The sequence below is a fragment of the Leifsonia shinshuensis genome (assembly GCF_031456835.1).
In the GTDB taxonomy this organism is placed as follows: Bacteria; Actinomycetota; Actinomycetes; order Actinomycetales; family Microbacteriaceae; genus Leifsonia; species Leifsonia shinshuensis_C.
Window position 1 is genome coordinate 611,397 of sequence record NZ_JAVDVK010000001.1, and the last position, 24,228, is coordinate 635,624.

The following is a 24,228-nucleotide window of genomic DNA, read 5'->3' on the forward strand; positions in this document are numbered from 1 at the left end:
GGCGTCCCCAGGCGCCGTCTGGGACTGAGCCGGTTCGGCTGCCACTACCTGCGCCGCCCGGGCGAACCTAGAATGTCGGCATGTTCGTCGAGGGCACCCTTCGATGGCAGGTCACGGAGGACTGCCCGTGGGACCTGCTGATGGCCCTCGCGGTGCGCGACCTCGCGGGACTGTCCGACCGCGTCCGCCCGACCCTCCCGGCGCTCGACCCGGCGGTCTCGCCGGCGCTCCGGCCGCAGCGTACCGGGGGGCCCGACCGCCGCATGCGGACGCGACCCGTGCCGCTGGGCGGCCCGGCCCGCTCGCAGCCGCACGGCGACGAGCCTGCGGAGGGGACGGACGCGTCCGACCCGCTCGCGCGCCAGTGGCAGGCGTGGTTCGAGGTGGCGGCGGACCGGCACCGCCGGCTCACGGCGCCGCTGCTGCAGCCTCCCCACTTCGAGGCCTTCGACCGGGCGATCGACCTGCAGGACGCGATCATCACCCACTACGACGCGGCCGCCGGATGGGCGGCCGAGCGGCACGCCGAGTACGTCCGGTCGAGCGCGCAGAACCACGCGCAGCGGGCGGCGGACATCGTCGACGTGGTGCACGAGCGCGAGCACGAACTGCGGCGGCAGGCCGGGTACTTCCGCCTCGACATCGACGTGCTGCCGCTCGCGGAGAAGGGCGCCTGGATCGTCGGCCCCCACACGGTCGCCATCAGCGCCACGATGCGCGACGACTCGGTCGCCTTCCGCGACTGGCTGCGCCCCCTCGTCGCCGCCCTCGTCTGACCCCGAGCTCTCGTTGCGTCGGAGATTCCGGACCCTTTCTCCGACGATCGTGCGAGCCTCCACCCAGCTCTGCAGAGCACGAGTGGTGAGCAGATGCTCGAATCCCGCACGGATTCGAGCATCCACTCACCACTCGATGCCGCAGCGCAGCGCAGCGCGACGCGCGTCGCGCCCCGCGTTACGCGGGGCGCTTCGACGGCGACGTCGTGAGCGCCGGGTCCGTCTCCGCGACGTCGCCGACCGCCTCGTCGATGCGCGCGAGCACGTCGCCGGACAGCCTGACGCCGGCAGCCTCCGCGTTCGACTTCACCTGCTCGGGGCGGGATGCGCCCACGATCGCGCCCGCGACGTTCGGGTTCTGCAGCACCCAGGCGACGGCGAGCTGCGCCATGGTGATGCCGAGCTCGTCCGCGATCGGCTGCAGCCCCTGCACGGCCGTGAGCACGTCCTCACGCAGGAAGCTGCGGATCGCGTCCGCCCCGCCCTTGTCGTCGGCGGCGCGGCTGCCCTCCGGCGCCTCCTGTCCCGGCTTGTACTTGCCGGTGAGCACGCCCTGGGCGACCGGCGACCAGACGATCTGCGAGATCCCGAGCTCGGCCGATGCGGGCACGACCTGCTTCTCGATCACGCGCCACAGCATCGAGTACTGCGGCTGGTTCGAGATGAGCTGGATGCCGAGCTCCTTCGCGAGCGCGTGTCCGGCGCGCAGCTGGTCGGCCGTCCACTCGCTCACGCCGATGTAGAGCGCCTTGCCCTGCCGGACGACGTCCGCGAAGGCCTGCATGGTCTCCTCCAGCGGCGTCTCCGAGTCGTAGCGGTGCGCCTGGTAGAGGTCGACGTAGTCGGTTCCGAGGCGCTGCAGCGAGCCGTCGATCGACTCCAGGATGTGCTTCCGCGACAGCCCGACGTCGTTGTGACCCTTCGGGCCGGTCGGCCAGTAGACCTTGGTGAAGATCTCGAGGGACTGGCGGCGCTCGCCCTTCAGCGCATCCCCGAGCACCTGCTCGGCGACGGTGTTGGCGTACGCGTCGGCCGTGTCGAAGGTCGTGATGCCGGCGTCGAGGGCCGCGCGCACCGACTGCGTCGCGGTGTCGTTCTCCACCTGGGATCCGTGGGTGAGCCAGTTGCCGTAGATGATCTCCGAGATCTTGAGTCCGCTGTTGCCGAGGTACCTGAATTCCATTGCTCCAACGTATCCCCGTTCGCGCGCATGTCGGCGGCTGGTGAGAAGCTGGGGGTGTGGGACGAGCGGACGGCAGCCAGCGGCAGGTGAGCGCGGCCGACGTCGACGACTCGGAGGCCGCCATCCTGCACGTCGACATGGATGCGTTCTTCGCCTCGGTCGAACTGCTCGAGCGTCCGGACGCGCGCGGCAAGCCCGCGATCGTCGGGCACGCGGGCGGGCGCGGCGTGGTCACGAGCGCCACGTACGAGGCGCGTCGCTACGGCGTCCGCAGCGCGATGCCGATGTCGCAGGCGATTCGTCTCTGCCCGAACGCGATCATCCTGCCGCCGCACTACGAGCGGTACACCGAGTACTCCGCGAAGGTCATGGAGATCTTCCACGAGGTGACGCCGCTGGTGGAGCCGTTGAGCATCGACGAGGCGTTCCTCGACGTCTCGGGGGCGCGCCGCCTGCTCGGCTCGCCACGCCGGATCGCGGAGCTCATCCGCTCCCGCGTGCAGGAGGAGACGGGGCTCACCTGCTCGGTCGGCGTCGCCGCCACGAAGTTCATGGCGAAGCTGGCCTCGGGGCGGGCCAAGCCGGACGGACTGCTGGTGATCCCGCGGTCCGAGACGCTGAGCTTCCTGCGTCCGCTCCCGGTCGGCGCGCTGTGGGGCGTGGGGGCGAGCACCCAGTCGTCGCTGGAGCGGATGGGGCTGCTCACCGTCGCCGACCTCGCCGACGCGCCGCTGCACGTGCTCCAGAAGGCCGTCGGGGACGCGAGTGGTCGTCGCCTGCACGAGCTCGCGAACGGACGCGACCCGCGGCGGGTCGTCACCGAGTCGCGCGAGAAGAGCATCGGGCATGAGAACACCTTCGGCACGGATGTCGGCGACCTGGATGTGCTGCGCCGCGAGTTCCTGCGGCTCTCGGGCCGCGTCGGCGAGCGGCTGCGAACGCACGGGATGGTGGCCCGCACGGTGTCGATCAAGGTGCGGTTCGCCGACTTCCGCACCATCACCCGCTCCCGCACGTTGGCGGAGCCGACGAACGTGGGACGGCGGCTGTTCGAGGAGGCGTGGGACGTCTTCGACCTCCTCGGGCTGGACGTGCGGCAGACGCCGTTGCGGCTCATCGGCGTCCGGGCGGAGCAGCTGCTCGACGCCGGCGGCGACGCGATCGCCCTCTGGGATCCGGACGAGGAGTGGCGCGAGACCGAGCGGACATTGGATGCGGTGAGTGCCCGATTCGGCCGCGGCGCCATCGGCCCGGCGTCGCTGGTGCGGCGCTCACGCGACGCCGACGAGGAGGAGCGCGACGGCCGCAACCCGAAGTACGTGAGCGACTGAGCGCGCGCCCTGTTCACCCGGGCGGCGGAGCGCTACCGTGGCCTCATGACGAACTTCTCGCTGAAACTCGCCGAGACCGTGAGCGGCTCCGGCATCAAGTCGGTCTACGGCGAGCCCGTCGTCGTCGACGGCACCACGATCGTGCCCGTCGCCGCGGTCCAGTTCGGCTTCGGAGCGGGCGGCGCCGGGGATGAGGACGCTCCCGGCGGCGCGGGCGGCGGCGGTGTCGCGATCCCGTTCGGCGCCTACATCTCGGACGAGCTCGGCGTGCGCTTCCGCCCGAACCTGATCACGCTGCTCGCGGTCGGCATCCCCTTCGTGTGGGTGGCCGGTCACGCGTGGTCGCGCGTGATCCGCGCCCTCAAGAAGTAGCGAGCGGTTCCGCTGCCGGCCGGGGACGTGCGTCGTCCCGGCTGGGGCTACACTGAGTGCGAACACGGGAGTCCGGTGAGCCGGGCTGAGAGGAGACTTCTCCAAGTCTCGACCGTCGAACCTGATCTGGGTCATGCCAGCGCAGGGAGGCAATTTCTCACATCCCGTGCCCTGTTCCATTTCGACTGAAAGGGCACGAACAGTGCACGCAACCATCTCCACCGTGGGCGCACGCCCGCGCACCCTCCGCTGGCGCGTCGTCGACATCGTCGTCGCCAGTGTGGTCGCCGTCGCATCCGGCGTCGTCTTCTGGGTCTGGGGCGTCGTCCAGAACCCGATCTCGGGGCCGATCGGCGCCGTCCTGCCCGGTTTCCAGGGCATCCTGAACGGTCCGTGGCTGTTCGCCGGGGTGCTCGTCGCCCTCATCGTGCGGAAGCCCGGCGCCGCCCTGTACGGCGAGCTGGTCGCCGCGATCGTGTCGGCCCTGATCGGCACGCAGTGGGGTTTCGCCACGCTGCTCTCCGGCGTGGTGCAGGGCCTGGGCGCCGAGATCGTCTTCGCGGCGTTCCTCTACGCCAACTGGCGGCTGGTGCCCGCGCTGCTGGCGGGCGCTGGCGCCGGCCTCGCCGAGTCGATCCTCGACCTCCTCTACTGGTACCCCGGCTCGAAGCCCGAGTTCGCGATCGTCTACGCGATCACCACGATCATCTCGGGAGCCGTCGTCGCGGGACTCGGCTCCTGGCTCGTCGTGCGCGCCCTGGCACGCACCGGCGCGCTGAGCCGGTTCGCGGCCGGTCGTGAGGCGCAGAAGGCCGCACGGGTCTGACGATCGGATCAGACGATCGTGGGTGACGGACTGCCGGTCCCGGCCGCCGTTCGGGTCGACGGCTGGGGCTGGCGCTACGCGGGACGCAGCGGCTGGGCCGCACGCGGTGTGGACCTGCGCATCGAGCCGGGCGAGCGCGTGCTGCTGCTCGGCGCGTCCGGCGCGGGCAAGAGCACGCTGCTCGCGGGCCTGGCCGGGGTGCTGGGCGGCGAGGACGACGGCGAGTCGGAGGGCGCACTGACCGTGGCCGGCCGTCCACCCGCGGAGACGCGGGGGACCGCCGGGCTGCTGCTGCAGGATCCCGACTCGCAGGTCATCCTCGCCCGGGTCGGCGACGACGTCGCCTTCGCCGGCGAGAACCTCGGCGTGCCGCGCGACGAGCTCTGGGCGCGCGTGCGCGAGTCGCTCGTCCGGGTCGGGCTCGACCTCCCGCTCGACACGCCGACCGCGCACCTCTCCGGCGGCCAGAAGCAGCGGCTGGCCCTGGCCGGCCTGCTGGCGATGCGCCCCGGCCTGCTGCTGCTCGACGAGCCGACCGCGAACCTCGACCCCGAGGGTGTGCTCGAGGTCCGGGATGCGGTGCGCGCGGCGCTCGACGCGAGCGGCGCGACCCTCGTCGTCGTCGAGCATCGCGTCGCTGTCTGGCGCGACCTGGTCACGCGCGTCGTCGTGCTCGGCGCCGACGGCGGGGTGCTCGCCGACGGGTCGCCGGATGCAGTGCTCAGGGATACGGCGGGGGAGTTGCGGCGGGCCGGTGTCTGGTTGCCGGACACTCCGATCCCCGAAGCGCCCGACGTCCCCGAGGGGGATGCGCTGCTCACCGCGCGTTCGCTCGCGGTGGGCCGCGGCCCGGCCGTGACGCGCGGGCGGCGGCGGGGTCGGCGATCCGGACGCTCGGATGCCGCGACTCGGGCCGCACAAGTGGGTCCGGCGATCGATCTCGCGCTGCGCGAGGGGTCCGCCGTCGCCCTGGTCGGCCGCAACGGCGCCGGCAAGTCGACGCTCGCCCTCACCCTCGGCGGACTGCTGCCCCCGGTGGCGGGCGAGCTGACGGCCGAGCCGGCTCTCGCTTTCGGCGCCTCGCCGCATCCGGCCGACTGGCGGTCGCGCGACCTGCTCACCCGCATCGGGAGCGTGTTCCAGAACCCGGAGCACCAGTTGATCGCCTCCACGGTGCGCGACGAGCTCGCTGCGGGACCCCGGGCGCTCGGGCTGGCGCCGGGCGAGGTCGACGCGCGGGTGGAGGAGCTGCTGGTCCGCCTGGCGCTGGACGACCTCGCCGACGCGAACCCGTTCACGCTCTCCGGCGGCCAGAAGCGGCGGCTCTCCGTCGGAACCGCCCTCGCGACCCGTCCCCGGCTCCTGGTGCTCGACGAGCCCACCTTCGGCCAGGATGCGCGCACCTGGAGCGAGCTCGTCGCCCTGATCGCGGACCTGCGCGCCGAGGGTCACGCCGTGGTCGCCGCGACGCACGATGCGGAGTTCGTGGAGGCCATGGGAGCCGCCCGGGTGCGGATGGATGCCGCGGAGGTGCGCGCATGACGCTCGTGGAGCCGCTGCGCACCGGACCGCTCGCGACGCTCAACCCCGTCGCCAAGCTCGGCGCGGCCCTCGTCGTGACCGTCGTGCTGCTGCTGTCCATCGACCCGGTGTCGGCCGGCGTTGCGCTCGTTCTCGAGCTCGTGCTGCTCGCCTTCGCCGGCATCCCGCTTCGCACCGTGCTGGCGCGCACGGCGCCGGTCTGGGTCGCGGCGCCGCTCGCCGGCCTCACGACGCTGCTGTACGGCCAGACCTCCGGCACGGTCTACGTGCAGTGGTGGGCGGTCGAGATCAGCGACGGTTCGATCGCGCTCGCGCTGGCGACGACACTGCGGGTGCTGGCGATCGGCCTCCCCGCCGTGCTGCTGTTCGTCACGATCGACCCGACCGACCTGGCCGACGGCCTCGGCCAGCTGCTGCGCCTGCCCGCGCGCTTCGTCATCGGCGCCCTCGCCGGCCTCCGCCTCGTCGGCCTCTTCGCCGAGGACTGGCGCGCGCTCACCCTGGCCCGCCGGGCGCGGGGCGTGGCGGAGTCGGGCGCGCTGCGCCGGTTCCTCGGGCAGGCGTTCGCGCTGTTCGTGCTCTCGCTGCGCCGTGGCACGAAACTGGCGACCGCGATGGAGGCGCGCGGCTTCGGCGCGCCCGGGCGGCGCACGTGGGCACGGCCGTCGGTGTTCCGGGCGCGCGACTGGGCGGCGCTGGCCGTCGCCGTGCTCGTCGCGGCCTGCGCCGTGGGCGCCGCCGTGGCGACGGGGAGCTGGAATGCCCCGCTCGGCTGAGCTGGCGGCGCTGGATGCCGCGGTGGCCGCCGCCGCCGACGCCGCAGCCGCGAAAGGACGGACCCCGGTCGTGCTCATCGACGGCCCGAGCGGCGCCGGCAAGAGCTCGCTCGCGGACGCGCTCCTGGCCGCATGGCCGGCGACCGGCACGCCGCGGCTGGTGCGGATGGACGACCTCTACCCGGGCTGGGACGGCCTCGATGCGGGGAGCGAAGCGGTCGGGCGCGATCTGCTGGAGCCGCTGCGCGCATCCGGCTCGGGATTCTGGACCCGCTGGGACTGGAGCCGAAGCCGCCCCTCCGGCCGGGTCGCGGTGGAGGGGGCGGAACCCCTCGTCGTCGAAGGCTGCGGCGCCCTGTCCCGCCGGAACGCCGCCTCGGCGGACCTGACCGTCTGGCTGCAGGCCGACGACACGCTGCGCAAAGAGCGGGCCCTCGCCCGCGACGGGGAGACGTTCGCGGTGGAGTGGAACCGCTGGCAGCGGCAGTTCGACCGCTTCGTCGCCCGCGAGCATCCCCTCGAGCAGGCCGCTCTGGTGCTGGATGTGACGGGCGTCGATCTCACGGAGGGCCGCGCGGGGACTACGGTGGAGTCATGAGCGACGCACGACAGGACCCCGAGTACATCGTCGAATACGCCGACGGACCCCTCGTCGGACAGACCGACCGCCGCTTCCTGGTGGACGGGAAGCCGGACGAGCGGATCGGCGTGATCGCCGCCGTCGAGGGCCTCGAGTCGACCTTCTGGTACGTCGCGGCCGACCGGCGCGAGGTCGAGGGCCAGATCCATGTGACCTACCGGTTCGACCAGCCGGACTCCGACCCGGTGGCGGCCGACAAGGAAGACGAGTCGATCTTCGGCTTCGGCGCCTGAAGCAGCGTCTCGGCCGCGCGCGACGCCCGGTGCCGGGCTAGGCCCAGCCGAGTTCGTGCAGGCGGTCGTCGTCGATGCCGTAGAAGTGCGCGATCTCGTGCACGAGGGTGATGTGCACCTCGTCGCGGAGTTCGTCCTCGTCGGCGCTGATCGCGAGCAGCGGCTCGCGGTACAGCACGATGCGGTCGGGCATCTCGCCGAACCCGTAGTCGCCGCGCTCGGTGAGCGCGACGCCGTCGTAGAGGCCGAGCAGGTCGAGCGAGCCGTCCTCCGGGCGGTCCTCGACCACGAACACGACGTTGTCGAGCCCGTCGACCATCTCGTCGGGCAGGCGGTCAAGCTCGTCGGCGACCAGCGCCTCGAACGCCTCCACGTCCAGCTCCAGACTCATCGGATCTCCCGGCTCATCGGCGCTACGGGCTCGCGGCTCACCACGCCGCCGCGACGGCGGTGTGCAGGTCGAGCAGGCCGTCGGTGCGCTCGCTCGGCCCGCGGCCGAAGCCGCACTCCGTGCCGACCCCGAACGCCGTGACCGCGGTCGCGGCGGCCTCGGCGCGGCGCCGCGCGCCCTCCACGCCGTCCTCGTGGTGCAGCAGGCCCAGGTAGAGCTCGGTCCTCTCGGGAACCGCGACCCCGGCGAGCGGCGCGAAGTACGCCTCGTCGTCCCGCTCGATCGGAACGGGCAGGTGCACCCAGGTGACCGGTCGCGGAGCACGGCTCAGGATGCCGCCGAGCACGTCCGCGAGCCGGCCGGCGTCGGCGGGCTGCACGAAGTGCTGCTCCTCGACGTCGCCGTAGCAGAGGTGGTAGCCCAGCTCCACGTCGGCCGGAACGGCCGCGGCCTGGCGTTCGGCGCGCTCGAGCACCCCGGCGAGCACGTCGTCGCCGAACCACGACGGCATCCGGCCCTCGAGCAGGGCGAACTCGACCGCGGTGTCCCACTGGATGGCGAGATCGTCGTGTGGGATGCCGGTCAGGATGCGGTCCAGCTCACCGAACAGCGCGCGCTCGTAGGCGGGTTCGATCGCCGCGCGGTCCTCCGGCACGATGAACGGGCCCACGACTCCCGCCGGCGTCGGCAACGAGACCTGGAAGCGTGTGCGGGGCGGGATGACTCCCTCAGAGCGCAGCCGCTCGAACACGGCGTAGGAGTCGAGCGCCGCGTCGGCGTAACCCAGGTTCGGGAACTCGAGGTCGTCGGCGCTCACGCCCGGGTCGAGGCGGAAGGGGCGCCCGTCGAACCGACCGCGCAGCAGCGAGGGCGGCACGTCGATGCGCGAGATGCCCGCCATCGTGTCGAGGCGTGCGGTCTGGAACTGCACCCAGTAGAACCGTTCGCCGACCTCGCCGTCCGGGATGCGGCGCATCCGGTCGCCGAGGTGCCCGCTCACCGTGCGGAACACGGTCTCGGCGTCGGGCAGGTTGACGCTGCCGACGAGGTGGGCTCCACGGATGACAGGGGAGACAGTCTGAGATTCGGGGCTGCTCGTGCTCACCCGCGGAGTCTATCGGCGGGCGCGGACAGCACGGCGACGGCAAGCAGAACGGCGGCCGGGGAGAGAACCCCGGCCGCCGTACACCGCTCGCTCAGCGGATCAATACCAGTTGAACGACTCCGAGTGGCCCCAGGCGCCGCAGGGCGTCCCGTAGCCGCGGGCGATGTAGTCGAGACCCCACTTGATCTGGGTGGTCGCGTTGGTCTCCCAGTCCGAGCCGGCCGAGGCCATCTTGCTCCCGGGCAGCGCCTGCGGGATGCCGGTGGCGCCGCTGCCGGGGTTGGAGGCCTGGTAGTTCCACTGCGACTCGCGCTGCCACAGCTTCTCGAGGCACCCGAACTGGTCGGCGCCCCAGCCGTACTGGCTCGCGGCGAGGCTTGCGGCCGTCGCCTTCGCGCCCGCCGGGGTGTTGGCGTTCGCCTGCGCGGCGGCGGCTGCAGCCGCGGCAGCCGCAGCGGCGGCAGCGGCCTTGCGGTCGGCCTCCGCGCCCGCGGCGGCGAGCGCGTCCGACGCCGCCTTGGTCTTGTCGATGGTGCTGCGGAGCTTCGTGTCGTCGAGCTTCGTGAAGCCGCTGAGGCCGGCGATCGCCGTCTTCGCGGCCGTCGGGTCGGCCTTCGCCTGGTTGGCGGCGAGGGTCGCCTGGGCGCCGGCGAGGGTGGTCTTCGCCTCGTCCTCGAGCCGCTCGCGGACGATCGAGCCGTAGACGCCGAGCTGCTCGTGGCGCATCCCGGTGGACTCGGAGAGCTCGCGGGTCTGGCGCTCGCTGGCCTGCTGCTGCGCCATGACGGGGGCGATCAGGCTGGCGCTCATGATCACGGCGGCTGCGCCGGTCACGATGCGGCCGAAGGGGATGGGACTGTTCTTGACGGTGGAACGGAGAGTACTGAGCATTGTCTTCCTGGATCGGGTTATCCCGGCTGCAGCGCGCGGACGCCGGAGCGTGCGCGGGGGGACCGTGGCTCATCGGGAGCGGTCCAGCGGGCGACCGCGGAGCACGCGCGGAAGCGCCTCATGGACCCGTGGTCCGGAAGGCGCAGCGTGCGGCGCGGGTGTGCCGGGCGTTCGGAAGGCTCGAGCATCCAGGAGCGGGCGCGGGGGCGCCTCAGGGGTTGGGGGCTGGATGCCGCCTGCGCGGCACGGACGGCACTCACGGCCGTCGATAAATGACCCTAGGCCCCGATTCTGGACGGTTCGGGCATAGAGCCTGGCAAAGTCGTGTACGCGTCAACGACTTCGGGGATCGGCCGCCGCCGTCGCCTCCTCGGCCTCGACGGCCGCTTCGGCCGCATCCATGCGCCGGTCGGTGACCCACAGCATCGGGATGAGCTGCAGCACGATGAGGCCGCCCATGATCCAGAACACCGACTGCACGCCGAACGCCTGGCCGAGCAGTCCGCCCGCCGCCGCGCCGAGCGGCATGGTGCCCCAGGCGAGCAAGCGGTAGGCGCTGTTGAGCCGGCCGAGGAGCCGGGTGGGGGTGACGCGCTGGCGCAGCGAGACCGTGATGACGTTCCAGACGGAGATCGTGATGCCGCCGAGGAGCATCCCTGCCCCGATCACGAACGGATTCGCCGTGAACCCGGGGGTCGCAACGGTCAGCAGCGACCCGGCGATCGTCAGGACCAGGGCGCGTGACCGGCCGAGCAGCCGTTCGGCCGGCTCGGCGAGGAACGTCCCGAGCACGCTGCCGATCGCCGAGCAGGTGAGCAGCAGCCCGTACGCCGGGTCGCTCAGGTTCATCGTCGAGGAGGGACCGGCCGCGTACAGCACGAACACCGTGAAGGCGGCGGAGGCGGCGAAGTTGAAGATTCCGACCATGATGGCGAGCGTCCGGAGGAGGGTGTTGCCCGCGAGGAACCTCAGGCCCTCGGCGATGTCCGCACGGATCGTGGTCGGCTCGGTACGCCCCGCGACGAAGCGGCCGCGGACCAGCAGGAGCACCCCGATCGCCGCCACCCAGAGCAGCACCGGGGTTCCGAACGCGACGCCGACGCCGACGGCGACGAGGAATCCGCCGAGCGGCGGACCCACGAACTCGTTCGCCGTGAGCTCGGCGGCGTAGAGGCGGCCGTTGGCCCGTGAGAGACGGTCGCGGGGGACCAGCTGCGGCAGGATCGACTGCGACGAGGTGTCGTAGATGGTCTCGGCGACGCCGATGCAGAGCGCGGCGGCGTAGAGCAGCCAGATCGACCCGGCGCCGGCGACGGTCGCGACGGTGAGGCAGGCGAGGAACAGCGCGCGGGCGCCGTTGGCCACGAGCATCAGCCGGCGGCGGTCCCGGCGATCGGCCAACGCGCCGGCGGTGAGCGCGAAGAACAGCCACGGCAGCGTGAACGCGAAGGTGAGCCCGGCGATGAGGGCGGGGGAGTCGGTGTAACGGATCGCGACGAGCGGGAGTGCGACCTTCATCGCGCCGTCGGCCAGGTTGGAGAGCCCGGCCGACGTCCAGAGCCTCCAGTAGCGCGTGCCGAGCCCATCCGTCGTCATGTGCCCAGGTTCGCACACTGATTGAGAAAGTTCAATCGATAGGAGTTCACTCAATCGTTGATAGTCTGGACCCGTGACCGACGACCTTCCGCATGCGAGCAGTGCCGACCCGGACGCCAAGCGCAGGCCTGCGACCCCGGAGGAGCTCAAGGCGCTCTCGCACCCGCTGCGCGTGCGGATCGTGCGGTTGTGCGGCGACCGCGACTGGACCAACAAGCAGCTGGCCGACCGCCTGGGGATCGACCCCGGCACCGTCTACTACCACGTGCGGCAGCTCGTCCGGACGGGATTCCTCGAGCCCGCCGACGTGAGGACGGGGGAGTCCGGCGCGCTCGAGAAGCCCTACCGTTCGACGGGCAAGAGCTGGTGGCTCACCGTCTCCCTCGACGACCTGGACCTGAGCCAGGGCCTCGCCCCCGTCGAGGCGTTCCAGCAGGAGCTCGCGGAGGCGGGTCCGACATCCATCGCCACCTACGCCCGCTTCTCGCTGCACCTGTCGCCCGAGGATGTCGCCGAGCTCGACCGCCGCATCGTGGCGGTGCTCGACGAGTTCATCGAGCACGACGCCGAGCGCGCGCAGCATCCCGCGCACGGCGGCATCTTCCTGGTGCACCGGGCCCTCGACCCCGGCTCCGACGACGCCGCCGCCTCCGCCTGACGCCACCTCCGCCTGACGGGCGGCGATTGCGCCCGTTCGGAACGACTCCGCCCCTGCGAGCAGCCGCAGACGTTCCGAACCACCGCAGTCGCGGTCGGCGGATGCGGTCAGAGCGCCTTCGCGGCGGCCGCCAGCACCTGGGCGAGCGTCGGGACGCCCTCCGCGCGGAACACCTCGGCGCCGTCCTGGCCTTCGACGATAACGGTCGGCGTCGAGCGGATGCCGTCGCGCTCGGCCCGGTCGATGTTGCGGGCGACGTCCAGCTCCGTCACCGCGATGCGGGGAGCGAGGCGCGCGGCCTCCGCGAGCACGGCGCGCGTCTGCATGCACGGCTCGCAGAAGGCCGACGTGTACAGGGTCAGGCGGGCACGGGTGTGCTCGGCCCCGGTGACCTCCGGGACAACGGCCGGTGTCGAATCCACCCTGTCAGTGTACGTCCGGCGAAATCGCGGCGACGATCCTGCAGAACCGGGCGTCCCGGCGCGACCCGGCGGGCCTGTGCGACCCACAATCGTCCCGTGAGCCGAACGACCTATACGCGCTACGTCGCCCTCGGAGACTCGCTCACCGAGGGGCTCTGCGACAGCGCGCCCGGCGCCCCGGACGCGTTCCTCGGCTGGGCGGACCGCCTCGCCGGCATCCTCGACGGCGACGCCCGCCTGGCCGGCGACTCGGTCGAGTTCGCCAACCTCGCCGTGCGCGGACGCCGGATCTCCGACGTGGTGGAGGCGCAGATCCCTCACGCGCTGCAGCTGCGCCCCGACCTCGTCTCGGTCATGATCGGCGGCAACGACCTGATGAGCCCCTCCGCCGACCCGGATGCGCTGGCCGCGCGGCTCGAGACCGGCATCCGGGCCCTGCGCGACTCGGGGGCGACGGTGCTGCTCGCCAACATCTTCGACCCGCAGTTCGCCTTCTTCCTGAAGCCGTTCCGCGGCCGCGCCGCCGTCTTCAACGCGAACATCTGGAGCATCGCGCGGGACCAGCGCGCCGTCGTGCTGGATGTGTGGGGCGTGCGCGAGTTCCGCGATCCGGCGATGTGGGCGTCCGACCGCGTGCACCTCAGCACGCGCGGGCACCGCCTGCTCGCCGCGCACGCGGCGCACGCCCTCGGCGTCCCGTACGCCGAGGTGAGCGGGCCGGAGGCTGCCGCCGTGCCCGAGCCGCCGGCGCCGCCCGACGAGCTGCCCCTGCGCACGTGGCTCCGGGTCTACGCGATCCCGTGGGTGGCCCGCCGGCTGCGCCACGTCTCCACCGGCGACGGGCGCGGGCCCAAGCTGCCGGTCCCGCAGCGCGTGGGCCTCAGCGGCCACTCGATTCCGGGCACCGTCGGAGGCCCGCACTAGACTCGGTGTTATGGCTACCTCCTCGGATCGACTGGTCTGGATCGACTGCGAGATGACCGGCCTCGACCTCGAGGTCGACGAGCTCGTCGAGATCGCGGTGGTGATCACCGACTTCGAGCTGAACGTGCTCGACCCGGGCCTCAGCATCGTCATCAAGCCCGACGACTCGGCCCTCGAGCACATGGGCGACTTCGTGCGGCAGATGCACACTACCTCGGGGCTCATCGACGAGATCCCGAACGGCAAGAGCCTCGCCGAGGCCGAGTACGAGGTGCTGGAGTACGTGCTCAAGTTCGCGCCGACCGCGCGCACCGCGCCGCTCGCCGGCAACACCATCGGCACCGACCGGATGTTCCTCGCGAAGTACATGCCGCGGCTGGACAACCACCTGCACTACCGGAACGTCGACGTGTCCTCCATCAAGGAGCTCGCGCGCCGCTGGTTCCCCCGCATCTACTTCAACGCTCCCGAGAAGAACGGCGGGCACCGCGCGCTGGCCGACATCCTCGAGTCCATCCGCGAGCTCGACTACTACCGCTCCGCCGCGTTCGTCGCGCCTCCCGGCCCGAGCACGGAGGACACCCAGGCGCTGAGGGACGGCGTCGTGGAAAAATGGGCTCCCCGCATGTACTAGAATCGATGAGTTGCTTGCGCCGCCCGCTCGGTTCGGCGCGACACATGGTGGGTATAGCTCAGTTGGTAGAGCGCCTGGTTGTGGTCCAGGAGGTCGCGGGTTCAAGCCCCGTTACTCACCCCACCAAGAAGGGCCGGACTCCCCGAGTCCGGCCCTTCTTCGCGTCTCCGCCCCCCAGCGTCCCCCCCTCTGTCGAGTACACGAAAAGTGCACGCGACACGCCGGATTCGCGTGCACTTTTCGTGTACTCGACGGGGGATGGGATGCGTGCGCAAGAGGGTGCCCCCGGCAGGAATCGAACCTGCGACCAAGAGATGAGAAGCACCGCGAGAACTGCTCCAGTGCCCCCGGCAGGAATCGAACCTGCGACCAAGAGATGAGAAGCACCGCGAGAACTGCTCCGGTGCCCCCGGCAGGAATCGAACCTGCGACCAAGAGATTAGAAGGCTCCTGCTCTATCCGCTGAGCTACGGGGGCGACGCATCCACGATACCGGAGCGGCGCAGGGCTCAGAGCGTCGTGCCGGACTTGCCCGCGCGGTTCACGATCGCGATGACCGGGCGCCGTCCGCGCAGGCCGAACCGCAGCCGCAGCTGCGCCTGGTGGGCGATCAGCACGGCGACGACCGCGGCCGCGGCGGCGGGGACGAGCCCGGAGATCGCCATCGCGATGTGCGGGCCGACCTGCTCCACGATCCACCCCATCAGCGGCCCGCCGAGCGCCTGGCCGCCGAGCAGCACCAGGATGTACAGCGAGATCACACGGCCGCGGATCTGCAGGTTCGACGACATCTGCACCAGCGAGTTCGCCGCCGTGATGAACAGCAGGTTGCCGACGCCGACGCCGATCAGCAGCATCCCGAACGCCAGCTCGCCGGGGGCGAATCCCGCCAGCGCCTGCACGATCCCCAGGGCGGCCGCCGTGCCGACGACCATCGACAGCCGCACGCTGGTGCGCCGGGTGGATGCGAGCGCCCCGGTGAGTGCGCCGGCGGCGACGAGCGCGTTGAACATCCCGTAGCCCTGGGCGCCCACGTGGTAGACGTCGTTCGCGTACGCGGCGAGGAACACCGGCATGTTGAACGCGAAGACCGCGACGACGGCGACCATGACGATGGTCCAGAAGATCACCGGCTTGCGGCGCACGTACCGCATCCCCTCGGCGAGCTGCCCCTTGGTGCGCGGGGCCGCCGGCGACGCGTGCAGTTCGGAGCGCTTCAGGGTCGCGACCGCGAACACCACCGCGAGGCACGCGACGGCGTTGATCGCGAACGACCACCCGCCACCCACCGCCGTGATGAGGATGCCGCCCAGCGCCGGTCCGATCAGGCCGCCGAGCTGGAAGATCGAGGAGTTGAGGCTGATCGCGTTCCGGAGGTACTTCGGGCCGACCAGCTCGTTCACGAACACCTGGCGCGCCGGGTTGTCGACGACCGTGACGAGGCCGAGCACGAACGAGATCGCGTAGACGTGCCACACCTCGATGACACCGCTCAGGGTCAGCACGGCGAGGAGCGCGGCGAGCGCAGCCGCGCACGACTGGGTGACGACGAGCAGGCGCTGCTTGGAGTAGCGATCCGTGATCACTCCGCCCCACAGGCCGAACAGCAGCATGGGGGTGAACTGCATGAACACGGTCACCCCGACCGCGGCGACGCTGCCGGAGAGCTGCAGGACCAGCCAGTCCATCGCGATGCGCTGCATCCACACCGCCGTGTTGGCGACCAGGTTGCTCGCGGCGAAGCGCCGGTAGTTCGGCACGCGGAGGGAGGCGAAGGTCTCCTTCCACGGCGGGCGGGCGGAGAGGACCGGCATGGGTCCGGTGGGCGGGGCCGCTGCGGGGGAGTGCGCCACGTGCGTGTTACCTCGATGTCAGTGCTGGTTCCGTATGAAGTGTCCTGATTGACATTACGCAGAACCGACTATTCTTGTTCCCGATCCGAGCTATAACTCCTATTGGCTTTTCGAATGGATGCGCGCGATGTTCGATCCGGTCCTGCTGCAGACCTTCCTGGCCGTCGCCGACACGCGGAGCTTCACCCGCGCCGCCGCCCGGCTCGGCATCAGCCAGCCGACGGTGAGCCAGCACATCCGGAAGCTCGAGCAATCCGCGAAACGGCAACTGATCGCGCGCGACACCCGCGAGGTGCGGCTGACGGACAACGGGGATGCGATGGCCGGCTTCGCACGGACGATCCTCGCCGCCCTCGCGGAGGCGGACAGCTACTTCAGCGGCTCCGCCATGCGCGGCCGGCTACGCTTCGGCGCGGCGGACGACCTCGCGATCACGACGCTGCCTCGCATCCTGCGTCACTTCCGGCAGCAGAATCCGCAGATCAACCTGGAGCTGACCGTCGACCAGTCCGCTCCGCTGCACCGCAAGCTCAAAGCCGGCCAGCTCGACCTGATCTTCATCAAGCAGACGCCGGGGACGACGGAGGGCACGGTGGTCGCGACCGACGAGCTGGTGTGGATGGGGCAGGAGAAGACCATCCTCGATCCCGACGGCCCGGTGCCGCTGATCTCGTACCAGGGGCCGAGCCTCAGCCGGCAGGTGGCGATCGACGCGCTGGAGTCCGCGGGGCGCACCTGGCGCATCACCTGCAACACCCGCGAGGTGAACGGTGTGCTCGCCGCCGTGCGCGCGGGGATCGGGGTGGCGGTGTTCCCGCGGTCGCTCATCCCGACCGACCTGATCAAGGTCACGAACCGCTTCGGGCTGCCGGATCTCGGGCACGTCGACTTCACGCTGCTGTCGAACCCGTCCGCCGCACGGGAGCCGGTGGAGGCGCTGACCACGGCGATCCTGGCGCGTGCGGTCAGCCGGGTGGCCTGACCGCCAGCCGACCGAGAACCTGGCGCTTCAGCCTTCGATCGGCACCGCATCCGGATCGGCGGGTCGCACACCGCCGTCCGCGGAGCGCCGGCGCAGCAGCAGCGCGACGAGCGGGAAGATCAGCACCGACAGCATCCCCGCGCCGACCAGTGCCGTCGCCGTCCCGCTCTGCAGGTCGTGCTCGCGCACGCCGATGTCGGTCACCGCGACGATGATCGGCAGGCCGGTCGCGGTGAAGAGCGTCAGCGCGGCACGGTCACGCCCTGTCGAGCCCGGCGGGGCGGCGAAGGAGCCCGGGAGGCCGCGCACTACGACGAGCAGCACCAGGAAGATCGGGAGCAGGAGCAGCGCGCGCGGATCGCCGAGAAGGGCTTTGAGGTCGAAGCCGATGCCCGTGTTGATGAAGAAGACCGGGACGAGCACGCCGAATGCGACCGCCTCGAGCTTGCTCTCGATGTGGTGGGCGTCCTCGGGCGCCGCCCCGCCGAGCAGGATGCGGCACAGCACGCCCGCGGCGAATGCGCCGAGCAGCATGTCGAGCCCGAGAGCGATGCTCAAGCCCACGAGCGCTGCGATCACGAGCACGACGAAGCGGACCGCGAACTGTCCGCTGGTGTGCAGCGTGGCGCGGACCAGGCTCTGGAAGCGCTCGTGCCCGCCGCGCGATGCGAACCAGATCGCCGCCCCCGCGATGATCGCGAAGCCGATCAGCACGAGTGCGGCGGCCAGCGGTTTGCGGCCGCTGAGGAAGAGCGAGATGGCGATCAGCGGCCCGAACTCGCCGACGGCGCCCACCGCGATGACGACGCGGCCGAACGGCGTCCGCAGCTCGCCCGCATCCCGCAGCACCGGCATCAGGGTGCCGAGCGCCGTGGAGGTCAGCGCGATCCCCAGGTAGACGCCGGTGATCAGCTGGCCGACGATGAGCGTCGCGAGCACGATCCCGGCGATCAGGGAGATGAGCCAGGTGAGGGAGGCGCGGCGGATCGGGCGCCCCACGATCGCGGCGAAGTCGATCTCGTTGCCCGCCATGAAGAAGAGGAAGGCGAGGCCGAAGTTCGACACCGCCTTGAGCGCGTCCGTCTCCGGAACCCAGCCGAGCACGCTCGGGCCCGCGATCAGACCGAGCACGATCTCGAACACCACCAGGGGGATCTTGACGAACCGGCCGACGACGGTGGTCAGCAGCGCCGCGGCGACGGCGATCAGCGGGACGAGCACGACGGTGGACACGGCGGGAGCCATGCGCGCATGCTAGCGACGACGACGGCGATCGCGGCAGACCGTTCCGGACGTTCACACGCACGAAATCCTGCGGGACTATCGTGGCGTCATGCGTGAACTCCAGGCGAAGATCATCGAGGACCTGCACGTCCGCCCCGAGGTGGACCCGGCCGAGGAGGTCGACCGTCGCGTCGGCTTCCTGGTGGACTACCTGCGCTCCACCGGCGCCAAGGGCTACGTGCTCGGCATCAGCGGCGGCCAGGACTCGTCCCTGGCCGGCCGGCTCACCCAGCTCGCGGTGGAGCGGCTCGCTGCCGACGGCATCGAGGCCGACTTCGTGGCCGTACGGCTGCCGTACGCCGTGCAGCGCGACGAGGACGACGCCCAGCTGGCGCTGTCGTTCATCCAGCCGAAGAGCTCGGTCGTGTTCAACATCCAGCGCGGCACCGACGGCGTGGAGGACGAGTACGCGGACGCTCTCGGCGAGCCCATGTCGGACTTCGTCAAGGGCAACGTGAAGGCGCGCATCCGCATGGTCGCCCAGTACGCCATCGCCGGACAGCGCGCGCTGCTCGTGGTGGGCACGGACCACGCGGCGGAGGCGGTGACGGGGTTCTTCACCAAGTACGGCGACGGCGGCACGGACATCCTGCCGCTCACCGGGCTCACCAAGCGTCAGGGCAAGCAGCTGCTGCAGTATCTGGATGCGCCCGCGCGCCTCTATGAGAAGGCGCCGACGGCCGATCTGCTCGACCTGAACCCGGGCCAGACGGACGAGGACAACCTCGGGCTGACCTACAGCGACATCGACGACTTCCTCGAGGGCAAGGATGTCAGCGACGAGGTCGCGGAGGCGCTCGAAGCCCGGTACCGGGCCACCGAGCACAAGCGGCAGCCTCCCGCGAGCATGTTCGACGCCTGGTGGGGCGAGGGGTCGTACAGCCGCTGAGCGGCGAGAACGACGAAGGGCGCCGGCTTCTCAGCCGGCGCCCTTTCGTTTCGGGTGGAGTGTGCCGCCGTCGTGTCGGCGGGGTCGGTCAGACGGGCTGGCCGAGCCGGGCGGTCGGGGACGTGTCGGCGGTCGCGTTCGCGTCGGCGGCCGCTCCCGCGAACGGGGCGGCGCCGGTGCGCTCGGGCTCGGTCGTCTGCGTTGTCGCGGGCGCCGGCGCCGCCGCGTCGCCGCCTGCCGTCGCTGCGGCGGGCGCCGCGTACTGCTCGTGGTGCTGCTGCGCGACCCACGCATCCTGCTGCGCGATCAGCGACCGCTCGCTGTCGGTGTTCTCGAAGCGCCACCGCTCGAGGTCGCTCTGGAAGATCTTGCGGGCGCGGCGCGGGTTGTTCTGCCACTCGATCAAGCGGTCGCGGAACTCGGCGATCGCGGGGTCGAGCTGGTAGCCGAACGTCGCGGACGCGCGCTTCATCTCGGCGAGCTGGTGGCCCGCCCAGGTGGCGGCCAGGCCGGAGTTGCGGATGGGGAGCAGGCGCACCATGATGTCGGCCTGACCCACGGCCCGGTCGGAGAGCACCTGCTCGGCCGGGGTGAGGGAGTTCCAGACGGACGCCTCGGTCGCGGCATCGACGAGCGCGGCGATCGCGGACGCCTTCTGCTGGCGGTCGGTGCGGGAGAGGAGGCCCTTGATGGCACCCCGGGCGATCCAGGCGGCGATGAGGCCGGAGAGGATCACGGCGACCGCGAGGACCACCGCGTAGAAGATCACCGGGCGCGCTGCCGGCGACGTGAGCCAATCGACGAAGTCATTCCACCACTGCATGCCGTGATGGTAACGGCGGTCCGGTCGGCGGGCCGGGAGCCCGCCCGTCGTGTCGCCAACACCGCATGCCGGCACGCTCCGGCGACGTGGTCGCGGCGTCGGCACGGCAGAATGGGAGTGCGTGACGAAAGGGGAACCCCATGCAGACCTTCGTGGTGGCCGGCGGATGCTTCTGGTGCCTGGACGCGGTGTACCGCGTGCTGCGCGGTGTGAAGGATGTGGTGTCCGGGTACACCGGCGGGACCGTGGTGGATCCCACGTACGAAGAGGTGTGCACCGGGCGGACCGGCCATGCTGAGGCCGTCGCGGTGACCTTCGACCCGGAGATCATCCCGCCGAGCGTCATTCTCGACGTGTTCTTCACGCTTCACGACCCGCGCCAGCTGAACCGCCAGGGCAACGACATCGGCACCCAGTACCGCTCGGCGATGTTCTACGACGGCGAGCACCAGCGCGAGCTGTTCGAGGCCGCCCGCGACCGCGCGTCCGGGTACTGGGACGGCGGGATCGTCACCACCATCGAGCCGCTCGGCCCCTTCTACCGCGCCGAGGAGTACCACCAGGACTTCTTCGCCAAGAACCCGGGCCAGGGCTACTGCCTCGCGGTCGCACTGCCGAAGGTGAACAAGATCCGCGCTTCCTACGCGGACTACGTCGCGGCCTGAGGGGGCGCTCGCGCGCGGATCTGTCCACAGGTCGGCCGCTTCAGCGGGTTCTCCACGGATGTCCCGTCCGCGATTCCTGCGCGCGGCCGCTCGGCGAGAGTGGTCTCGGGGCCGCTGCCGGGCGGTCCGGTGAGGAGAGATCAATGTCCGAGACTGTCGCCGTCCGCGGGTTCGTCGCCACCGAGCCCCGTCACCTCGTCACGGAGGGCGGGCTGCCGATCACGAGCTTCCGGCTCGTCACCACGCGGCGCCGCTACAACCGCCAGGCCGCCTCGTGGGAGGACGGTGGGAGCAACTGGTACACCGTGAGCGCCTTCCGTCGGCTCGCGCTGAGCGCGGCGGACTGCGTGGTGAAGGGCGACCCGGTGCTCGTCTCCGGGAGGCTGTGCCTGCGGGAGTGGACCGGCGAGAAGCAGGGGATGACCGTGGAGATCGAAGCGGACTCGATCGGGCACGACCTCGCGTGGGGCCGGTCCCGATTCACCAAGTCGGCCGGAGGCGACTCCCCGAGCGGAGCGCCGGACGAGGCGCCGGAGCCTCCCGACGCGCTCCCAGCGGCCGCCCCCTAAGATGAGGCATATGACGCCTCCCGTGGTCCGCCGGACCGGTCCGTTCGCCGTGTCCGCGGTCGTGTTCGCGGCGTCCGCGGCGGTCGCTCTGGGCCTCGCCGGCTGCGCGGGCGCACCCGCACCGAGTGCGTCCCCGGCGGCGTCGACCGCAGTCGCGGTCCCGAGCCCGGCCCCGACCGCTTCGGCGCCGGCGGCCATCGCGCTGGTCCCCGGTGGGACGGCGGAGCAGAACCTTCCGTACTTCGACCAGGTGAACCACGCCACCCTCGCGGCGAACCCGAACGCGCAGGGGCGCGACTTCATCGACGCCCTCGTGGCGGCCGGGTTCCAGAAGAGCGACATGCAGGTGACCGTCGACACCACGACCATCGGCCTGAAGGCGAACAGCATTCAGTTCTCGGTGCGGATGGGCGACACCTGCCTGATCGGCCAGAACGGCGCCGACGCGGGCGGGTACTGGAGCGAGGTCGTCCCCGTGCTGTCGACGGGCACCTGCCTCGTCGGGCAGACTCGCGCGATCGACTGGTGATCCGAGCACGCCCGTGGTGATCTGAGCACGCCCGCCCGATGGGCGGTGCTATCCCGGTATCCTCGAATACGGCAAACAGCCGACGACAGGGAGTTTGAGAAGAAGAGTGGCCGAATACATTTACTCGATGGTGCGGGCCCGCAAGGCGGTCGGCGACAAGGTGATCCTCGACGACGTGACGATGGCGTTCCTCCCCGGAGCCAAGATCGGTGTCGTCGGTCCCAACGGCGCCGGTAAGTCCACCATCCTGAAGATCATGGCCGGCCTGGACACCCCCTCCAACGGCGAGGCCAAGCTCTCCCCGGGATACACCGTCGGCATCCTCATGCAGGAGCCGGAGCTCGACGAGAACAAGACGGTCCTCGAGAACGTGCAGGAGGGCGTCGGCGAGATCAAGGACAAGGTCGACCGCTTCAACGAGATCTCGGGGCTGCTGGCCGACCCGGACGCCGACTTCGACACGCTGCTCGCAGAGATGGGCACGCTGCAGGAGCAGATCGACGCCGCCGACGCGTGGGACCTCGACTCCCAGCTGGAGCAGGCGATGGACGCCCTGCGCTGCCCGCCGGGGGACTGGCCGGTGAACACCCTCTCCGGTGGTGAGAAGCGGCGCGTCGCGCTGTGCCGCCTGCTGCTGCAGAAGCCCGACCTGCTCCTCCTCGACGAGCCGACCAACCACCTCGACGCCGAGAGCGTGCTCTGGCTCGAACAGCACCTGGCCAAGTACCACGGCGCCGTGCTCGCCGTGACGCACGACCGGTACTTCCTCGACCACGTCGCCGAGTGGATCGCCGAGGTCGACCGCGGCCACCTCTACCCGTACGAGGGCAACTACTCGACCTACCTCGAGAAGAAGCGCGAGCGCCTGGAGATCCAGGGCAAGAAGGACGCGAAGCTCGCCAAGCGCCTCTCCGAGGAGCTCGACTGGGTGCGCAGCAACGCGAAGGGCCGCCAGGCGAAGTCCAAGGCGCGTCTCGCCCGCTACGAGGAGATGGCGGCGGAGGCCGAGCGCACCAGGAAGCTCGACTTCGAGGAGATCCAGATCCCGCCGGGGCCGCGCCTCGGCCAGCTCGTCATCGAGGCCAAGGGCCTGGAGAAGGGCTTCGGTGAGCGCATGCTCATCGACGGGCTCAGCTTCACCCTCCCGCGCAACGGCATCGTCGGCGTGATCGGCCCGAACGGCGTCGGAAAGACGACCCTGTTCAAGACGATCGTCGGGCTCGAGCCCCTCGACGGCGGCGACCTGAAGGTCGGCGAGACGGTCAAGATCTCGTACGTCGACCAGACCCGTGGCGGCATCGACCCCAACAAGAACGTCTGGGAGGTCGTCTCCGACGGTCTCGACTACATCCAGGTCGGCAAGACCGAGGTCCCGTCGCGCGCCTACGTCTCGACGTTCGGCTTCAAGGGACCGGACCAGCAGAAGAAGTCCGGCGTGCTGTCGGGCGGTGAGCGCAACCGCCTCAACCTCGCGCTCACGCTCAAGCAGGGCGGCAACCTGCTTCTCCTCGACGAGCCGACCAACGACCTCGACGTCGAGACGCTCTCCAGCCTCGAGAACGCGCTGCTCGAGTTCCCCGGCTGCGCCGTGGTCATCACCCACGACCGGTGGTTCCTCGACCGCATCGCGACGCACATCCTCGCCTACGAGGGCACGGAGGAGAACCCGTCCGACTGGTACTGGTTCGAGGGCAACTTCGAGGCGTACGAGGAGAACAAGGTCGAGCGTCTGGGACCGGACGCGGCGAAGCCGCACCGCTCCGCGTACCGCAAGCTCACCCGCGACTGAGCCAGGCGACCCGATGCGACTGCACGTTCCGATCAAGCTCCGCTGGAGCGACCTCGACGCCTACGGGCACGTCAACAACGCCGAGATGCTGCGCCTCCTCGAGGAGGCGCGCATCGAGGCGTTCTGGGTGACCGACGACAGCGCCGAGGCCGGAACGGCGAACGGCGAGCCGGTGCGGGGGAGCGGCGAAGCGGTCGGAGCGTCGACGGCCGTCCTCGACGGACGCCCCGGCGCGGACACCCTCACGCTGATCGCGCGCCAGGAGATCGAGTACCTGGCGCCCATCCCGTACCTGCGTCAGCCGCTCGACGTGCAGCTGTGGCTCGGGCGGCTCGGCGGCGCCAGCCTCGAGGTCTGCTACGAGGTCTGGTCGCCGGAAGGCACCGAGCCGCGCACGCTGTTCTCGCGGGCCGCGACCACGATCGTGCTCGTCGACGCCACGACACAGCGCCCGCGGCGCATCAACGACCGCGAGCGCGACGCCTGGACGCCGTACCTCGACGAGCCGGTCGCGTTCGCGAAGCGCGCCTGACCGGCCGGCGCCC

Annotated in this window: 27 protein-coding genes, 2 tRNA genes and 1 riboswitch; of the genes, 19 read left to right on the plus strand and 10 right to left on the minus strand. The window is 71.2% G+C overall.

Features of this window, described 5'->3' with window-relative positions; translation table 11 throughout:
* Positions 1-80: 80 nt before the first annotated feature.
* Positions 81-776, plus strand: coding sequence for a hypothetical protein (locus J2W45_RS03035; RefSeq protein WP_310128915.1), 696 nt, complete (start codon positions 81-83; stop codon positions 774-776).
* Between the two features lie 178 nt (positions 777-954).
* On the opposite strand, the gene J2W45_RS03040 is transcribed toward J2W45_RS03035, so the two are convergent.
* Positions 955-1,959, minus strand: coding sequence for an aldo/keto reductase family protein (locus J2W45_RS03040; RefSeq protein ID WP_310128916.1), 1,005 nt, complete (start codon positions 1,957-1,959; stop codon positions 955-957).
* Positions 1,960-2,015: 56 nt separating this feature from the next.
* Between J2W45_RS03040 and J2W45_RS03045 the strand changes: the two genes are divergently transcribed.
* The 7 genes from J2W45_RS03045 (at position 2,016) to J2W45_RS03075 (ending at position 7,679) form a co-directional block, all read left to right on the plus strand.
* Positions 2,016-3,290: a DNA polymerase IV gene (locus J2W45_RS03045; RefSeq protein WP_310128917.1), complete on the plus strand. Its 1,275-nt coding sequence runs from the start codon at positions 2,016-2,018 to the stop codon at positions 3,288-3,290.
* Positions 3,291-3,335: 45 nt separating this feature from the next.
* Positions 3,336-3,662, plus strand: coding sequence for a spore germination protein GerW family protein (locus J2W45_RS03050; RefSeq protein ID WP_310128918.1), 327 nt, complete (start codon positions 3,336-3,338; stop codon positions 3,660-3,662).
* A 54-nt stretch (positions 3,663-3,716) separates the two neighbouring features.
* A riboswitch (TPP riboswitch) is annotated at positions 3,717-3,824 on the plus strand.
* A 61-nt stretch (positions 3,825-3,885) separates the two neighbouring features.
* On the plus strand, positions 3,886-4,488 hold the full coding sequence (locus J2W45_RS03055) for an ECF transporter S component (protein ID WP_396427057.1): 603 nt from the start codon (positions 3,886-3,888) through the stop codon (positions 4,486-4,488).
* 18 nt (positions 4,489-4,506) lie between these two features.
* On the plus strand, positions 4,507-6,030 hold the full coding sequence (locus tag J2W45_RS03060; RefSeq protein ID WP_310128921.1) for an ABC transporter ATP-binding protein: 1,524 nt from the start codon (positions 4,507-4,509) through the stop codon (positions 6,028-6,030).
* Positions 6,027-6,806 carry an energy-coupling factor transporter transmembrane component T family protein gene (locus J2W45_RS03065; protein ID WP_310128923.1) on the plus strand — a complete coding sequence of 260 codons (780 nt, stop codon included), beginning with the start codon at positions 6,027-6,029 and terminating at the stop codon, positions 6,804-6,806. The genes J2W45_RS03060 and J2W45_RS03065 overlap by 4 nt, the downstream gene beginning before the upstream one ends.
* A complete protein-coding gene (locus J2W45_RS03070) occupies positions 6,790-7,404 on the plus strand; it encodes a nucleoside/nucleotide kinase family protein (RefSeq protein WP_310128925.1) in 615 nt (204 codons plus the stop codon). Before J2W45_RS03065 ends, J2W45_RS03070 begins: the two co-directional genes overlap by 17 nt.
* The gene (locus J2W45_RS03075) at positions 7,401-7,679 is read left to right on the plus strand and encodes a hypothetical protein (protein WP_310128927.1); all 279 of its coding nucleotides are present in this window, start codon (positions 7,401-7,403) and stop codon (positions 7,677-7,679) included. The genes J2W45_RS03070 and J2W45_RS03075 overlap by 4 nt, the downstream gene beginning before the upstream one ends.
* Before the next feature lie 37 nt (positions 7,680-7,716).
* Here the strand turns inward: J2W45_RS03075 and J2W45_RS03080 are convergent, their stop codons facing one another.
* The 4 genes from J2W45_RS03080 to J2W45_RS03095 all read right to left on the minus strand — a co-directional run bounded on the left by J2W45_RS03080 (position 7,717) and on the right by J2W45_RS03095 (position 11,662).
* Positions 7,717-8,070 (minus strand): metallopeptidase family protein, encoded by a 354-nt coding sequence (locus J2W45_RS03080; protein WP_310128930.1) that lies wholly within the window; start codon positions 8,068-8,070, stop codon positions 7,717-7,719.
* A gap of 37 nt (positions 8,071-8,107) precedes the next feature.
* Positions 8,108-9,175 carry a hypothetical protein gene (locus J2W45_RS03085; RefSeq protein WP_310128931.1) on the minus strand — a complete coding sequence of 356 codons (1,068 nt, stop codon included), beginning with the start codon at positions 9,173-9,175 and terminating at the stop codon, positions 8,108-8,110.
* 99 nt (positions 9,176-9,274) lie between these two features.
* Positions 9,275-10,066, minus strand: coding sequence for an aggregation-promoting factor C-terminal-like domain-containing protein (locus J2W45_RS03090; RefSeq protein WP_310128933.1), 792 nt, complete (start codon positions 10,064-10,066; stop codon positions 9,275-9,277).
* 333 nt (positions 10,067-10,399) lie between these two features.
* Entirely contained in the window at positions 10,400-11,662 is a 1,263-nt protein-coding gene (locus J2W45_RS03095) for an MFS transporter (protein WP_310128934.1), read from the minus strand.
* 73 nt (positions 11,663-11,735) lie between these two features.
* On the opposite strand from J2W45_RS03095, the gene J2W45_RS03100 reads away from it, so the two are divergent.
* Entirely contained in the window at positions 11,736-12,320 is a 585-nt protein-coding gene (locus J2W45_RS03100; protein ID WP_310128936.1) for an ArsR/SmtB family transcription factor, read from the plus strand.
* Positions 12,321-12,427: 107 nt separating this feature from the next.
* Here J2W45_RS03100 and J2W45_RS03105 read toward each other — a convergent pair whose 3' ends face one another.
* Positions 12,428-12,742 carry a thioredoxin family protein gene (locus J2W45_RS03105; protein ID WP_310128937.1) on the minus strand — a complete coding sequence of 105 codons (315 nt, stop codon included), beginning with the start codon at positions 12,740-12,742 and terminating at the stop codon, positions 12,428-12,430.
* Between the two features lie 96 nt (positions 12,743-12,838).
* Here J2W45_RS03105 and J2W45_RS03110 point away from each other — a divergent pair, with 96 nt between their 5' ends.
* The 3 genes from J2W45_RS03110 to J2W45_RS03120 all read left to right on the plus strand — a co-directional run bounded on the left by J2W45_RS03110 (position 12,839) and on the right by J2W45_RS03120 (position 14,423).
* Entirely contained in the window at positions 12,839-13,666 is an 828-nt protein-coding gene (locus J2W45_RS03110) for an SGNH/GDSL hydrolase family protein (RefSeq protein ID WP_310128938.1), read from the plus strand.
* A 10-nt stretch (positions 13,667-13,676) separates the two neighbouring features.
* Positions 13,677-14,300: an oligoribonuclease gene (orn, locus tag J2W45_RS03115; protein WP_310128940.1), complete on the plus strand. Its 624-nt coding sequence runs from the start codon at positions 13,677-13,679 to the stop codon at positions 14,298-14,300.
* A gap of 47 nt (positions 14,301-14,347) precedes the next feature.
* Positions 14,348-14,423 (plus strand) — tRNA-His (locus J2W45_RS03120).
* A 281-nt stretch (positions 14,424-14,704) separates the two neighbouring features.
* Here the strand turns inward: J2W45_RS03120 and J2W45_RS03125 are convergent.
* Together J2W45_RS03125 and J2W45_RS03130 are read right to left on the minus strand one after the other, a co-directional pair.
* Positions 14,705-14,777 (minus strand) — tRNA-Arg (locus tag J2W45_RS03125).
* Positions 14,778-14,809: 32 nt separating this feature from the next.
* Positions 14,810-16,114, minus strand: a complete 1,305-nt coding sequence (locus J2W45_RS03130) for an MFS transporter (RefSeq protein WP_310128942.1) — start codon at positions 16,112-16,114, stop codon at positions 14,810-14,812.
* Between the two features lie 166 nt (positions 16,115-16,280).
* Between J2W45_RS03130 and J2W45_RS03135 the strand changes: the two genes are divergently transcribed.
* Positions 16,281-17,135 (plus strand): LysR substrate-binding domain-containing protein, encoded by an 855-nt coding sequence (locus tag J2W45_RS03135; RefSeq protein WP_310128943.1) that lies wholly within the window; start codon positions 16,281-16,283, stop codon positions 17,133-17,135.
* A 27-nt stretch (positions 17,136-17,162) separates the two neighbouring features.
* Here J2W45_RS03135 and J2W45_RS03140 read toward each other — a convergent pair whose 3' ends face one another.
* Positions 17,163-18,380 carry a cation:proton antiporter gene (locus tag J2W45_RS03140; protein WP_310128945.1) on the minus strand — a complete coding sequence of 406 codons (1,218 nt, stop codon included), beginning with the start codon at positions 18,378-18,380 and terminating at the stop codon, positions 17,163-17,165.
* Between the two features lie 88 nt (positions 18,381-18,468).
* Here J2W45_RS03140 and nadE point away from each other — a divergent pair, with 88 nt between their 5' ends.
* Positions 18,469-19,308, plus strand: coding sequence for an ammonia-dependent NAD(+) synthetase (gene nadE / locus J2W45_RS03145; protein WP_310128947.1), 840 nt, complete (start codon positions 18,469-18,471; stop codon positions 19,306-19,308).
* An 88-nt stretch (positions 19,309-19,396) separates the two neighbouring features.
* On the opposite strand, the gene J2W45_RS03150 is transcribed toward nadE, so the two are convergent.
* Positions 19,397-20,131 (minus strand): hypothetical protein, encoded by a 735-nt coding sequence (locus J2W45_RS03150; protein ID WP_310128949.1) that lies wholly within the window; start codon positions 20,129-20,131, stop codon positions 19,397-19,399.
* A 140-nt stretch (positions 20,132-20,271) separates the two neighbouring features.
* On the opposite strand from J2W45_RS03150, the gene msrA reads away from it, so the two are divergent.
* From msrA to J2W45_RS03175, 5 genes are all read left to right on the plus strand, one after another.
* Positions 20,272-20,796, plus strand: coding sequence for a peptide-methionine (S)-S-oxide reductase MsrA (msrA, locus tag J2W45_RS03155; protein WP_310128951.1), 525 nt, complete (start codon positions 20,272-20,274; stop codon positions 20,794-20,796).
* 143 nt (positions 20,797-20,939) lie between these two features.
* Positions 20,940-21,365, plus strand: a complete 426-nt coding sequence (locus tag J2W45_RS03160; protein WP_310128953.1) for a single-stranded DNA-binding protein — start codon at positions 20,940-20,942, stop codon at positions 21,363-21,365.
* 10 nt (positions 21,366-21,375) lie between these two features.
* Complete coding sequence (locus tag J2W45_RS03165) at positions 21,376-21,894, plus strand: DUF6993 domain-containing protein (protein ID WP_310128954.1); 519 nt, start codon at positions 21,376-21,378, stop codon at positions 21,892-21,894.
* Between the two features lie 106 nt (positions 21,895-22,000).
* Positions 22,001-23,683, plus strand: a complete 1,683-nt coding sequence (gene ettA, locus J2W45_RS03170; RefSeq protein ID WP_310128955.1) for an energy-dependent translational throttle protein EttA — start codon at positions 22,001-22,003, stop codon at positions 23,681-23,683.
* Between the two features lie 13 nt (positions 23,684-23,696).
* A complete protein-coding gene (locus tag J2W45_RS03175; RefSeq protein WP_310128956.1) occupies positions 23,697-24,215 on the plus strand; it encodes an acyl-CoA thioesterase in 519 nt (172 codons plus the stop codon).
* The last annotated feature ends 13 nt before the right edge of the window (positions 24,216-24,228 follow it).

Bases quoted from the DNA above. Each gene is read 5' to 3' on its own strand.
- J2W45_RS03050 (WP_310128918.1), top strand. From the start codon at position 3,336: ATGACGAACTTCTCGCTGAAACTCGCCGAGACCGTGAGCGGCTCCGGC.
- J2W45_RS03175 (WP_310128956.1), top strand. From the start codon at position 23,697: ATGCGACTGCACGTTCCGATCAAGCTCCGCTGGAGCGACCTCGACGCC.
- J2W45_RS03080 (WP_310128930.1), bottom strand. From the start codon at position 8,070: ATGAGTCTGGAGCTGGACGTGGAGGCGTTCGAGGCGCTGGTCGCCGAC.
- J2W45_RS03140 (WP_310128945.1), bottom strand. From the start codon at position 18,380: ATGGCTCCCGCCGTGTCCACCGTCGTGCTCGTCCCGCTGATCGCCGTC.
- J2W45_RS03075 (WP_310128927.1), top strand. From the start codon at position 7,401: ATGAGCGACGCACGACAGGACCCCGAGTACATCGTCGAATACGCCGAC.
- J2W45_RS03095 (WP_310128934.1), bottom strand. From the start codon at position 11,662: ATGACGACGGATGGGCTCGGCACGCGCTACTGGAGGCTCTGGACGTCG.
- J2W45_RS03135 (WP_310128943.1), top strand. From the start codon at position 16,281: ATGTTCGATCCGGTCCTGCTGCAGACCTTCCTGGCCGTCGCCGACACG.
- orn (WP_310128940.1), top strand. From the start codon at position 13,677: ATGGCTACCTCCTCGGATCGACTGGTCTGGATCGACTGCGAGATGACC.
- J2W45_RS03070 (WP_310128925.1), top strand. From the start codon at position 6,790: ATGCCCCGCTCGGCTGAGCTGGCGGCGCTGGATGCCGCGGTGGCCGCC.
- J2W45_RS03165 (WP_310128954.1), top strand. From the start codon at position 21,376: ATGACGCCTCCCGTGGTCCGCCGGACCGGTCCGTTCGCCGTGTCCGCG.
- J2W45_RS03065 (WP_310128923.1), top strand. From the start codon at position 6,027: ATGACGCTCGTGGAGCCGCTGCGCACCGGACCGCTCGCGACGCTCAAC.
- J2W45_RS03150 (WP_310128949.1), bottom strand. From the start codon at position 20,131: ATGCAGTGGTGGAATGACTTCGTCGATTGGCTCACGTCGCCGGCAGCG.
- msrA (WP_310128951.1), top strand. From the start codon at position 20,272: ATGCAGACCTTCGTGGTGGCCGGCGGATGCTTCTGGTGCCTGGACGCG.
- J2W45_RS03160 (WP_310128953.1), top strand. From the start codon at position 20,940: ATGTCCGAGACTGTCGCCGTCCGCGGGTTCGTCGCCACCGAGCCCCGT.
- J2W45_RS03090 (WP_310128933.1), bottom strand. From the start codon at position 10,066: ATGCTCAGTACTCTCCGTTCCACCGTCAAGAACAGTCCCATCCCCTTC.
- nadE (WP_310128947.1), top strand. From the start codon at position 18,469: ATGCGTGAACTCCAGGCGAAGATCATCGAGGACCTGCACGTCCGCCCC.
- J2W45_RS03130 (WP_310128942.1), bottom strand. From the start codon at position 16,114: ATGCCGGTCCTCTCCGCCCGCCCGCCGTGGAAGGAGACCTTCGCCTCC.
- J2W45_RS03035 (WP_310128915.1), top strand. From the start codon at position 81: ATGTTCGTCGAGGGCACCCTTCGATGGCAGGTCACGGAGGACTGCCCG.
- J2W45_RS03040 (WP_310128916.1), bottom strand. From the start codon at position 1,959: ATGGAATTCAGGTACCTCGGCAACAGCGGACTCAAGATCTCGGAGATC.